Below are 12,123 nucleotides of genomic sequence, written 5' to 3' on the forward strand. Positions count from 1 at the left end.
CCTTTGTTTCTACAGAATAAATGTCTCATCAACACTATTTGACAGAGAGCCAAAAAAAACAGGCAATCTGCCTGTTTTTTTTGTTGCGTTTAGATGTCTTCCACGCTGTCTTTGATTTCTTCGACTTTTTCTTCCACTGCGGCTTTTTTCTCTTCCGTTACGGCTGCAGCTTCTTCTTTGCCTTCCTCAGCGATGACAGAGGCAAATTCTTTCACATCAGTGGCTTTCTCTTTGATTTCTTCCTTTACTTTCTTTAAATCATCACCGACATGTTTGGAAGTTTCGGTAAATTGTGTTTTTATGGATGAACCGGTGTCCTTCAAGTTGATTTTGATATCTTCAGTAGTTTCTTTGGCAACGTCCATGAACTCATTGCCCTTCTCTACAGCGATGTCTGCGTAATCGCGCGCTGTATCGAGCAGATTATTGACTTCCTCCGTGATGTCATCGCGCAATTCTTTGCCTGGTTTTGGCGCAAACAATAAAGCTGTTATGGCTGCAGCTGCCCCACCGATAATTGCCCCTAATACAAATCCGCCTTTACTTTTTGTCATAATATTCAATCTCCTTTTCGTTTATGGTTTGGTTGACGCTTCAGTAAGTTTTGAACTTTGTGTCCTTCGATTCTTTCTTCGCTTGCCGTTGCCGCGCAATTGCCATTGCCGTCCGTCCAAGCTTTCCGACAGTGGACGAACCGGCTGCGCTTTTTACGCCTTTTCCCCCGCCTTTAAGTGATACCGCCAAATTTCTGGTTGATTGGTTCACATCGGAAACGGTCACTCCCAAATCGCCGATTGCGGTGAATAAAGGATCTGTCTTGCTGATTTTGCCGTTCAAGTCGTCCACCAACGTGTTGGCTTTATTCAATAAGCCTTCGACTTCAATCGACAAGTGATCGACATCTTTAGTGATGACGGCCAGGCTTTTATTCGCTTCCTGGGTCACTTTTTCAACTTCGCCTAAGATGTCAGTGACTTTCCTCAATGCCAAGATGATGAAAACCACCAATACCGCAAAAGCCAGCGCAGCAATCAAAGCTGCAATTTCACCATACCCCATTATTTGTACTCACTCCTTCTTAATTCATACTCACATCTGTCAAAGCATTGTACGAATTTTTATAAGATTTATTTCATTTATAATAAAATGATACCATAGACATTTCCGATATGCTATTGAAAACCCTTTAGTTAACGCCAATTCGCTTAGAAATGGATCCTGCGGCTCCAGACATGCTTTCTTCAATAAAACGTAACCCTATCTTCATTTTCATAAGCCCCGGAATTTGATACAATGGAAACAGCTGTTCAGAAATGAGGGATTTGAATGATAGATGCAAGCATGCAAGACAGCGCTCTTGCGCAGGATTTAATAGAGGAAGTGGTGACGAATCCGAACATTTTCGTTAAATGGTGGAACAGCATCGCCTGGGAAGAGATTGTGGGCTTGTTTATTTCAAAAGGCATAACCTTGCTTTTTTTGCTGCTCGTCTTTTTCACTTTAAAACGTATACTAAATTACGTGTTGCACCGGACTTTCGAAAAACAGATATTGACCAAACACATTACGCAGAACCGCGCTACCACTATCTATAAAATAGCCGAGAATGGTTTGCGTTATCTTTTGTTTTTCTTTTTGATCTACGGAGTCCTCTCCATTATGGGTGTCCCTATTGCTACCTTGATAGCCGGTGCCGGTCTTGCGGGTTTGGCGATCGGTCTTGGTGCACAGCAGTTCATAAATGATATCGTCAATGGTTTCTTCATTATCCTGGAATCCCAATTTGATGTAGGTGATCATGTTGTCATCGGCGGAATCGACGGCACTGTCGTGAACGTAGGGCTGCGGACGACACAGATCAAGAGTTTTGATGGAACGTTGCATTTCTTGCCGAACCATACAATCACGACCATCAGCAACCTGTCCCGAAATGATATGCGGGCAATGATCGATATCCTCTTGTATCCAGATACCGATTTTGAAACGGTCGATCAGGTCATCCATGCCGTCAATGAACGGATTGTGCCGGAGCATCCGGAAATCGTCAAAGGTCCGAATGTTGTCGGCATCACCGACAAAGGGAATGGCCAGCTTGCCTATCGGGTGATTTTTTATACATTGAATGGTCAGCAGTTCAGCGTCCAAAACCTGTTCCTGGGAAGCTACCGTGCCGCACTGTTGGAAGCTGGCATCCAGATTCCGGCCATGCCGTACACCGCGCCGAAAGTATAAACCCCGTACGCAAAAAGTGCTTTGCCCCCAAATGGTTTGGGGGCGAAGCACTTTTTTCTTTTATATGGCGAGGCTTGAAGTAAGCAGCCGCTTCCTATTTTTTGGATGCCACTTCTTCCTTCTCCTCTATTTTCTCTAATTTATAGATGCGGTGGATGCCGTGCACCAGGTGATTCACTCTCGTCAAAATTTCTTTGCGCGTGATGATGCCGATAAACTTGCCGTCATCTTCGGTAACGCACAGGAAATTATGATCGATCAGATAGTTCAGGATATCCTCAAGGTCCGTCCATGGGCGGATGGTCTGTACATTGCTGTCCATCACATCTTCCACTTTGAGTGTTTCCATTTTGTCATAGCGGATCGCATCGATTTCCGTGATGGCCTTGATGATCATCGGTATGGAAATTAGTCCTTTGATGCGGGACTTTGAATCCAATACGGGAATGACGGAATACTTCACTTGGGACAGGACCAGAAACGCATGGTTCAGGTTATTCGAACAATGTACATTGGCGACATTTTCACCGTGAATCATCAGATCCCCGCACGCGTCATTATCCAGCAATAACCCGGCTACTTCGTTACTAATCATTTGTATTTCCTCCTAAAAGGTATCCATCCGGAGTCTAATCCGTCGGAAGCACCTTCTTTGCATGTGATCAAAGCATTTGAAATTGTTTTTTCATGTCGACCATTTCCTGATGGCGGTCATTGTAATAGGTAACTGTGGCCGTTTGGTCATCCAACGTGACGATGCAATAAGTCTTTTCCATCAGTGTGCCTCTCGGTTGACTGATGCTGCCCGGATTGATGAATAAAATGCCATCCTCTTGCTCAGCTTTGGCGATGTGGGTATGTCCATAAAATACCAGCGAAGCGCTCGTTTGTTGGGCTTCGCTTTTCAAACCGGCCAAGGAGCCCCTCACGGAATGACGATGCCCGTGGACAACCAGCACATTTTTGTCGCCGGCCTGGAATCGGTATTCGTCGTTCATCTGATAATCATAATCGCAATTCCCCATCACGGTGGACATGATCCCCCAAATCAGATCGGAACTGCTCAATTCCGAATCGCCGCAGTGGACAAAATGATCGACCCGATTCGCATATCGCAAAGCCAATTCGTTCAGAATGTCCTTCTTGCCGTGACTGTCGCTGACTGCAAGTATTTTTATCATCTAGTTCGCTTCCTTTTCCAGCCATGCTGCCCAACTTTTCTCAAGATTTTTCAGGGCATTCGCGCGGTGGCTGATCTGATTTTTTTCGACATCGCTCAATTCCGCCATCGTCTTGCCTAAATGCGGCAAATAAAATAACGGATCATATCCAAAACCGTTGTCTCCGCTCGGAAACTCGGCGATTTCGCCCTCGACATCCCCTTCAACAACCAGACTCTCCCGATCCGGGTGGGCCAGCACCAACGTACAATGGAAGTGTGCCTTGCGGGACGGGTTTTTCTGGGACCCAAGCATTGCGAGCACCTTGGCATTGTTAGCGGCGTCGCTTTTCATCCCACCGGCGAAACGAGCAGAAAATACCCCTGGCTGGCCATCCAATGCATCAATGCAAATGCCGGAATCGTCCGCCAACACAGTCATGCCCAATAAATCAGCAATCGTCTCAGCTTTCTTCCGCGCATTGGCTTCAAATGTGTAGCCGGTTTCCTCAACATCCTCTATTTCTGGGTAGTCCAACAAAGTCACGACTTCATAGCCTTTTGGTTCAAAAAGGACGGCGAAATCCTTGGCTTTTCCCGGATTTTTAGTCGCTATCACGATTTTCTTTTTTTCAGTTGTGTTCATCGTATCCCTCATTTCTCAATCATTTTCAATCAAATTTACCAAATCAACTTTTTCAACTGTAAAATTGCTCTGTCCGAGCCAGTTTTCTGCAATATCCGAAAATAGTTTGGGCGAACCCGTTGTATAAAAACGGTATTCGGATGCTTCCTTGTTGTGCGAACTTTCCGCCAAGCGGAAATAGTCCAATAAGGTACTCACCTCAGATACCGTTTCGGCACCGGAATCGATAAGGGTCACACAAGGCCCCATCACATTTTGGATCAGCGGGGTCAAAAGCGGATAATGCGTGCACCCCAGAATGAGGGTATCGATCGATTCCTTCAGCAAGGGTTTCAGCGTTTCCGCAACCACTTTTTTGGCGATCGATCCGTTGTATTGGTTGCTCTCCACAAGTGGCACAAATTTGGGACAGCTCATGCTGATGACCGAAATGCTCTTGTCTTTGTCCTTGATGGTTTGTTTATAAACGTCGCTGCTGATGGTGCCTTTTGTGCCGATCACGGCAATGCGTTCATTTTTCGAATGTTTGATGGCAGCACGACTGCCGGGATTGATGACGCCGACCACCGGGATGTCCACGCGCTCACGGATGACATCCAAGGCGGCTGCGGTCGCTGTGTTGCAGGCGATCACCAACATTTTGATATCTTTCTTCAGCAGAAACTGTGTCATTTCCCATGTGTATTGAATCACTTCTTCTTTGGGCCTTGGTCCATAGGGGCATCTGGCGGAATCCCCCAGATAATAAATGGATTCATTGGGAAGTTGTTTCATTGCTTGTTTCACGACGGTCAAGCCGCCGACACCAGAGTCAATAAAACCGATTGCTTTTTTGCTCATGCAGTAACTTCCTTTATTTGTTTTCGTATCTCTATTTTACCTTAAGATGCACTGTTTTGGTGAAAATGAGTCAAATTTCATCCGAAATTGCTTCGCTTTTACGGAAAATAGGATTTCCTTTTCCCAAAGTCGTCGCTGATTATTGGCCGTTCAAAAATTACTGTGCTACAATGGACTCAATTTCAGTAACCAGGAAAAGGAGTGGACACACAAATGAGTTATCAATCGATCGTAACCGTCGTCGACAAAGGAATGATCGACCGCGTCTTCGAAAGCGCGCGCTGCGAAGAGTCCTACTGCGGCACCGTCATTGCCGGCCGCGGATCCGGTATGCACGAAAACAAAAAGTTGTTCAATCTGGCTTTGGAACCGGAAAAGGAAATCCTGCTGGTGTTGACCAAGGCAGAACATTCCGAAAAAATCATCAACCAAATCGAAGAAACGGTTAACATCACCGCACCCGGGAACGGCATCCTTTTTGGACTGAACATCAAAAGAGTGCACGGTATCAAGTCTGAATAAGAAAAGCGGAGCGGGTTCGTTCACCCCTGAAAGAATTTTAGGAAATCGTGCCGACTGAGCATCGTAGAGCGCAATAGGCACGATTTATCTAAATTCCGAAGGGGTAACCCGTGAAGCTAGCCATCACTATTGGATGCATGGAATATTTTCCAACTTGTGAATCACCTATGGTGATGCACTTTCCCATTTGAAATATCGTATACTTTATTACTTTATCACAAACGAAACTCGTTATATCGCGCAATGCGGTATAACGAGTTTTCATTTTATGTATGGATGGAGATGTCTGTTCAGCCGTTCAGCAAGCGGCGTTGTCCCTCTTCTTTTTTCCAGTCTGAAATATATTTGAAGACAGGAATCAACAGCAACATCAATCCCAAAACTTTCTTAGCAGTCCACATAAACATCTTCCTTTCGATTTGGGTATTGGATTTCTTAACCCTATTATGCCTGATGTTGAAAAAAAACGCCATTGATAGGCATCGCTTGAAAATAGGCTCTATCCACTATTTAAAATACGTGTATAATGAAGAGTACATTTAAGGGGGGAAAACAATTGAATCCTGAAAACGAAAATGCCCGTATTATCGATAACGAACACTTCTCCTATTTATTGATAAGGGATTACCTTCTGGGGAACATCCTTGGCGAACATACCGATGAAATATTGTATTGGGCCGGAAAAGATTTGGCTCGGCAATTCCCATTAAAAAGTCAGGAAGACCTATATGAAGCGATGATTTATTGCGGTTTCGGACAGCTGGAACTGCTCAAAAAAGAAAAAAATACGCAACAATACCGTCTGGAAAGCGATCTGATCACTGTCCGCACCCAAAACGAGCAGGCCTCCTTCCAACTGGAAGCCGGTTTTTTGGCACAGCAGATCCAGATGACGACCGGTCTCCCCTGTGAAGCAAAAGCAGAGATCCTAGTCGGTAAAGACAAGAAGAAAGAAGTCATCATCACCCTGTTCATCGAATAATCAGCTAAGTCCAAGCATCCGGTAAGAAATTACCGCGATGGTTCGGCTTTTTTTGGGTTTGTGACCGGGCGGTTTGACTGTCCTCCGGCGAAAGCCGCCTCGGCAAGAGCTGCGGCTCTGTCCGTTTGCTGTCCTCCGGTGAAGGGATCCTCGCCGGAGCTGGGGCTCTTCTGGATCTTCCTCCTCCTGCGGGGAGGCTCTGGCCGGAGGAGCGCATCCGGTACCGTCGATTTCCTTCGGTCCATTGCCTTTCGCCAATAACTACGCCCACTCCACAATGTCCAAAACACAAAAAGAGTTGCCGGATATCCTGAAACATCAGGACACCGGCAACTCTTTTTTATTGTTTAGATATATTTTTCAAGCGTTTCTTCAAGCATTTCTTTTGCGTGGTAGCCGACTAATTTTTCTACGACTTGGCCATCTTTTTTGATCAACAATGTTGGGATGCCCATGATGCCGAATTGGCTTGGGGTTTGCGGGTTAGCATCCACATCCATTTTAGCGAATGTCACTTTGTCGCCGATTTCTGCATCCAATTCATCGATGATTGGTGATTGCATGCGGCAAGGTCCGCACCAAGTTGCCCAAAAGTCGACCAGTGCGACCCCATTCTTTGTTTCTGCCTCAAAATTTGCATCTGTTAATATTTTTACCATTGTATTTACTCCCTTCAAAATTCATTTCTTTATGTGTCAATTATAGCAGAGGTTTTGTTCAGTACCAATCAATCTGCTCAGCCGCGGAACGTCACGATTGTCGCGCCGTTTCCACCGGCGTTAACCGCTGCATACTCGTAGGACAGCACTTGCGGATGACGCTTCAGTAAGTCGCCCACACCTTTTCGGAGGGCGCCTGTCCCTTTTCCGTGAACGATAGTGACTTGCGGATAACCCGCCAATAAAGCCGCGTCCAAATACTGATCGACTTCAGCCAAAGCTTCTTCATAGCGCTGGCCTCTGAGATCAAGCTGCGTCGCCACGTGACTGGATGAAGCCGACTTGACAGTGGCAATCTGCCTTTGTCTTCTTTGTTGCTGCGGCTCCTCTTTGATCAGCCTGAGGTCCGACTCCGGCAACTTCATCTTCATGATCCCCATCTGCACGACCCATTCGGCGTTGCCTTTCTTTTCAACGAGTGTGCCTCGCTGGCCATATGTTTCCGTTATGACTTCATCGCCGGGTTTGAACATCTTTTTCTCTTTTTCTTTGCGCAGCACTTTGTTTTTGACCAAAGATTCCTCTTGGCGCAGATCATTGAATTGCTTGCGCAAATCGATCAGCTCGTGTTCTTTGATGCTGCCGGAAGTCCCCATGTTCAGCTGCATTTCACGGATTTCCTGCAACAGGAATTCCGCTTCTTCTTTCGCAGTATCGACCAACTTGTTGGCCTCTTTCTTGGCGTCTTCGATGATTTTTTCCTTGTTGGTTTCCAGTTTTTCGTTGGCGCGCTTCAGATCCGCCAATAACTTGTCGGATTCTTCCAACTGCGCTTGGAGCTGCAAGGATTCTTTTTCGGTGACGCGTCGCTTCTGTTCCAGATCCGCAATCATTTCGTTCAGGTTTTGGCTGTCAACATCGATGAAACTGCGCGCCTGATCAATGATGCTCGGGTTAAGCCCGAGTCGTTTAGAGATGTCGAAGGCGTTGCTTCGTCCGGGTACGCCTATCTGCAGACGATAAGTCGGAGCCAAAGTCTCTCCGTTGAATTCCATGCTGGCGTTGATTGTGCCGGAGCGATTGTAACCGTAGGCTTTCAGTTCGGGATAATGGGTGGTGGCCATGACATAGCTGCCGATGCCGCCGATATAGTCCAAAATAGAGATGGCCAGGGAAGCGCCCTCCTGGGGATCGGTACCGGAACCCAATTCATCCAAGAGCACGAGACTTTTGTCGTCGATTTGATTCAGGATCGAGACGATGTTGGTCATATGCGAGGAGAACGTACTAAGGCTCTGTTCGATCGACTGCTCGTCGCCGATATCCGCAAATATTTCCGTGAAAATGCCGATTTGGCTGTCCTCATCCGCCGGTATCTGAAGTCCGGATTGGCCCATCATCTGGATGATCCCGAGTGTCTTCAGCATGATCGTCTTACCGCCCGTATTCGGACCGGTAATGACGATGGCTTGGTATGCTTCGCCAAGGATCAGATCGTTCGCGACTACGTCATTCTGATCGATGAGCGGGTGTCTGGCTTTCCAGATGGCGATATGGTTTTCTTTGCTGATGATTGGGCGTGTCGCCTTCAGGGAATCGGCATAACGTGCTTTTGCATTGATGAAATCCAAAGTCGCCAATACTTCGCTGTTCCCGTACAATTCCTGCGTGAAAGGCTCGATTTCCATCGATAATTCATACAAAATCCGCTCGATTTCCGCTTTCTCCTGCGCAGCCAGCTGGCGCAGATGATTATTCAGATCCAGTATGGCTTGCGGTTCGATGTAAAGCGTCTGACCGGTTGAGCTTTGGTCGTGGACAATCCCGCCGAACTGATTGCGGTATTCAATCTTGACCGGAATCACAAACCGGTCATTACGGATGGTGATGATGGCATCACTCAGATATGCTGACTTACTGCCTCTGATGATGTCATCCAATTTGGTCCGGATATTTTGTTCGCCCTGCTTGATTCCTGTGCGGATTCCTTTTAAGGCAGGCGAGGCATCATTCTGGATCGTCCCATCTTCATAGACGGTTGCTTGGATCCTTCTTGTGATTTCAGGCAATACAACCAGCTTGGCAACCAATTCGTCCAGGACAAAGAAGGGAATCTCATTGTCTTCGAACCATTGGAAGAACTGGATGATTTCTCTTGTAGTCGACAATACCCGTCCGATTTCGGTGATCTCTTTGCCGTTCAAGGTGCCGCCTATCTCCAGTCGCTTCAGGTGGCTACGGATGGACTTCAGCCTTGGCATCGGAATCCCGCCCTTCAGGCGCAACACCTTTCTGCCGTCTTCCGTTTCATTCTGAAGTGCAACGACTTTTTCCGGATCGGTTTCGGGCCGCAAAGCCTGAATCTGATCCTTCCCTTGGTCGGTTGCCGCAAAATTCTGGAGCTGTTGTTTTATTTTTTCGAACTCTAATGTTTTGCTAATTTTATTATTCATCTCATTCTCCTAAAAAGTGCTTCTCCAAAAAAACGGGACGATATAGTACACTATATAGTCCCTTCTGTTAAATTAACATTCAGTTACTAAATGATACCGATCCACCAGTCATAGATCAAACGTGAGAAATATGGCGTTTCTGATACCATCCAAGCCGCAAGTTCGCTCTCGACATAAAGCTGTTGGATGAAATCCAATGGAATCATGGATGCGAGCGTCAGCAACAGAAAGATCCCGATGTAGTGCATCAGGAATCCGAGTACGCCGCCACCCAGCTGATTCAGCTGTTTGATTATGGGGAAGAATGCCAATGAGTTCAGCATGCTCCCGACAAATCTCGTGACAAGCCAGCCCGCGAACAACAACAGGACGAACGCCAATCCGTTATAAAACGCCTGATCCAGGACGAATGACACTTCTTCTGTGTAAAAAATCAATTCTTTGCCGAACTCGACGGATGGGTACGGGACCAACAAATCGATTTTTCCCGCGACTACGGCATAGTATTCTCTGGCGACCAAGAAAGAAATGAAATATCCCAGGGTGTAGACAACCTGCAGAATAAGTCCTCTTCTGACGCCAGTATAGATGCCCAACAATAGTGAGAGCACTATGATCAACGTAAGCATTTTTTCACCTGATTTCTACAGTCTTTTTACTACTTTTTTCCATCGTGCTCGTGATTTTTGGTGTAAGGCGGAATAGTATTCTCAGCATTCCTGTTGACACCCAAAGCCGAACGCACCTGATTTCTGTGTTGCGCCCGTTTTAGTGCCGCCTCAGAAGCGGTTGTCGTCTTCGTCAATTTTGAATTGGATTTCCTTGCCGGCAGTTCGTTGGCTTCGCGGGCAGCTTGTTGCAGTTCACTGATGGTTGCAGGCATAGAAGTCACTGTTTGGCTCTCGTTATCGCGCTTTTTCCCCGCAAAGGTAGCCACTGCCTTCTTAGCGGCCGCATTACCGGTCAGCTTTTCTGGATTGTGTTCCTTTTCAGGCGTTTCAACCGCTGTTGCCTCGGGTTCACCTGCTTGTGTAGCTGCGTTCTCCTCTGCCAGGGGAACGGCGTCAGTTTTAGGTTCAACGTCGGCAACAACTTCAGGATTGGGCGCCTCGGCTAAAGTATTCTCCGGCTCAGCCTGTTCTGTTTCCTCAACGGAAACGGAGTGTGTAACGCTTTGGCTTTCCTGCAAAGCTTTCTCGAGCGCTGCCACTTTCAGCAACAACTCTTCCATCTCCAACTGTTTCGTGATCTGATCGGAAATGGCATTCACAGCCACAAGAATGCCGCGCTCCTCCCGACCAAGCGTCGGTGCTGCTTGTTTGATCTGTTCCAATTGCGCATTGACCAATTCCGATACCGCAGTCAAATGCTCAGGTGCTTTATTTCCCACAATCGTATAGGTCTTCCCTGCTATGATTGTTTTGAATCTTCTTTTGTTTTCCGTCATATTCAAAGACCTCCATTAAAAAACTGTCTAATATATTTTAACATAAATCTTGCAGATTGCAGTATAAACCTCTTCCTGTTCGCAAACCTGCCCATTTACCGGAAATAGCCGGCTGACTCCCTTCACATTTCACCATCAAGAAGTACCCTTCCTGTGATAGAATAAGGGATGCTACCCTCGAGAAGCTGTCCAGAAAAATTAAATAGAGCAAGGATGAGAATATGTCGAATGTCGTATTGAAAGTAACGACGGGCCAACTGAAAAAGATGGCCGTCTTTTATCAGGATTACGTTGTGAAACCTGTGCCGCACAGCCTTTTCACAGCCAAAAAGAACCAGACCACCATCACCGGTTACAATTCCGGAAAAGTGCTGTTCCAAGGCCAAAACGCCGAAAGTGAAGCAGCACAGTGGCATGCCGCCAGCGAGAAGGTTGGGGATCCAAAACCCCCTGTCGCAAAAAACGGCTTTAACAAGGCAGCCCCGAGCAAAACCGGCCTCCCTGCAGGCTTTTCCACTTGGTCCGTCATCGGCAGCGATGAAGTCGGCAACGGCAGTTATTTCGGGCCACTGACTGTCTGCGCTGTCTACGCGTCCACCGAACAATTGCCCTTGCTGAAGAACATGGGCGTCCAGGATTCCAAAGCGCTGACGGATGCCCGCATCATCACCATCGCGAAGCAGTTAGTGAAGCAAGTCCCGCACAGCGTCATCAACTTGATGCCCGAGAAATACAATGAGGTCCAACCGACGATGTCACAAGGGAAAATGAAGGCGTTGCTGCACAACCAAGTGCTCGATCAGCTGTTGAAGAAAATCGCTCCGGAAAAGCCCAAAGCGATCCTAGTCGATCAGTTTGAATTGCCTTCCACGTATTTCAAGCATATCGCCGATCAAAAAGTGCAAGTGAAGGAGAACATTCATTTCCAGACCAAAGGCGAATCCCACCATCTGGCGGTGGCGGCGGCTTCCATCATCGCCCGCTTTTACTTCCTCAAGACTTTGGCGGACATGACCGCAGCCTCTGGCTATCCGATCCCTTCAGGCGCCGGCGCCAACGTCGACTTGATTGCTGCGGAAATGTACCGTGAAGGCGGCTTGGAACTGCTGGACAAATACACGAAGCTTCACTTCGCCAACACCCAAAAAGCCATCCGACTGGCGTATATATAATAAAAAACGAT

At 47.0% G+C, this 12,123-nt stretch carries 14 protein-coding genes; 4 read left to right on the forward strand and 10 right to left on the reverse strand.

Features of this window, described 5'->3' with window-relative positions:
* Positions 1–89: 89 nt before the first annotated feature.
* Entirely contained in the window at positions 90–554 is a 465-nt protein-coding gene (locus C7R73_RS13050) for a YtxH domain-containing protein (RefSeq protein WP_106450926.1), read from the reverse strand.
* Between the two features lie 40 nt (positions 555–594).
* Entirely contained in the window at positions 595–1,059 is a 465-nt protein-coding gene (locus C7R73_RS13055) for a DUF948 domain-containing protein (RefSeq protein WP_106450927.1), read from the reverse strand.
* 267 nt (positions 1,060–1,326) lie between these two features.
* On the opposite strand from C7R73_RS13055, the gene C7R73_RS13060 reads away from it, so the two are divergent.
* On the forward strand, positions 1,327–2,232 hold the full coding sequence (locus tag C7R73_RS13060; RefSeq protein WP_106450928.1) for a mechanosensitive ion channel family protein: 906 nt from the start codon (positions 1,327–1,329) through the stop codon (positions 2,230–2,232).
* A gap of 94 nt (positions 2,233–2,326) precedes the next feature.
* Here the strand turns inward: C7R73_RS13060 and cbpB are convergent, their stop codons facing one another.
* The 4 genes from cbpB to racE form a co-directional block, all read right to left on the reverse strand.
* On the reverse strand, positions 2,327–2,827 hold the full coding sequence (gene cbpB / locus C7R73_RS13065; protein WP_106450929.1) for a cyclic-di-AMP-binding protein CbpB: 501 nt from the start codon (positions 2,825–2,827) through the stop codon (positions 2,327–2,329).
* Between the two features lie 67 nt (positions 2,828–2,894).
* Complete coding sequence (locus tag C7R73_RS13070) at positions 2,895–3,413, reverse strand: metallophosphoesterase (protein ID WP_106450930.1); 519 nt, start codon at positions 3,411–3,413, stop codon at positions 2,895–2,897.
* Positions 3,414–4,037 (reverse strand): XTP/dITP diphosphatase, encoded by a 624-nt coding sequence (locus tag C7R73_RS13075; protein WP_239992645.1) that lies wholly within the window; start codon positions 4,035–4,037, stop codon positions 3,414–3,416.
* A 15-nt stretch (positions 4,038–4,052) separates the two neighbouring features.
* Positions 4,053–4,877, reverse strand: coding sequence for a glutamate racemase (racE, locus tag C7R73_RS13080; RefSeq protein WP_106450932.1), 825 nt, complete (start codon positions 4,875–4,877; stop codon positions 4,053–4,055).
* Between the two features lie 213 nt (positions 4,878–5,090).
* Here racE and C7R73_RS13085 point away from each other — a divergent pair, with 213 nt between their 5' ends.
* Positions 5,091–5,399, forward strand: a complete 309-nt coding sequence (locus C7R73_RS13085) for a transcriptional regulator (RefSeq protein ID WP_106450933.1) — start codon at positions 5,091–5,093, stop codon at positions 5,397–5,399.
* 556 nt (positions 5,400–5,955) lie between these two features.
* Positions 5,956–6,381 (forward strand): YslB family protein, encoded by a 426-nt coding sequence (locus C7R73_RS13090; RefSeq protein WP_161525956.1) that lies wholly within the window; start codon positions 5,956–5,958, stop codon positions 6,379–6,381.
* 347 nt (positions 6,382–6,728) lie between these two features.
* On the opposite strand, the gene trxA is transcribed toward C7R73_RS13090, so the two are convergent.
* The 4 genes from trxA to C7R73_RS13115 all read right to left on the reverse strand — a co-directional run bounded on the left by trxA (position 6,729) and on the right by C7R73_RS13115 (position 10,940).
* Positions 6,729–7,040, reverse strand: coding sequence for a thioredoxin (gene trxA / locus C7R73_RS13100; protein WP_106450936.1), 312 nt, complete (start codon positions 7,038–7,040; stop codon positions 6,729–6,731).
* Between the two features lie 77 nt (positions 7,041–7,117).
* Positions 7,118–9,493 (reverse strand): endonuclease MutS2, encoded by a 2,376-nt coding sequence (locus tag C7R73_RS13105; RefSeq protein WP_106450937.1) that lies wholly within the window; start codon positions 9,491–9,493, stop codon positions 7,118–7,120.
* An 86-nt stretch (positions 9,494–9,579) separates the two neighbouring features.
* On the reverse strand, positions 9,580–10,122 hold the full coding sequence (locus tag C7R73_RS13110; protein ID WP_106450938.1) for a CvpA family protein: 543 nt from the start codon (positions 10,120–10,122) through the stop codon (positions 9,580–9,582).
* Between the two features lie 29 nt (positions 10,123–10,151).
* Positions 10,152–10,940 (reverse strand): cell division protein ZapA, encoded by a 789-nt coding sequence (locus C7R73_RS13115; protein WP_106450939.1) that lies wholly within the window; start codon positions 10,938–10,940, stop codon positions 10,152–10,154.
* Between the two features lie 221 nt (positions 10,941–11,161).
* Here C7R73_RS13115 and rnhC point away from each other — a divergent pair, with 221 nt between their 5' ends.
* A complete protein-coding gene (gene rnhC, locus C7R73_RS13120) occupies positions 11,162–12,112 on the forward strand; it encodes a ribonuclease HIII (RefSeq protein WP_106450940.1) in 951 nt (316 codons plus the stop codon).
* Positions 12,113–12,123 lie beyond the last annotated feature (11 nt).

The organism is Trichococcus alkaliphilus, assembly GCF_003008695.1.
Lineage (GTDB): Bacteria > Bacillota > Bacilli > Lactobacillales > Aerococcaceae > Trichococcus > Trichococcus alkaliphilus.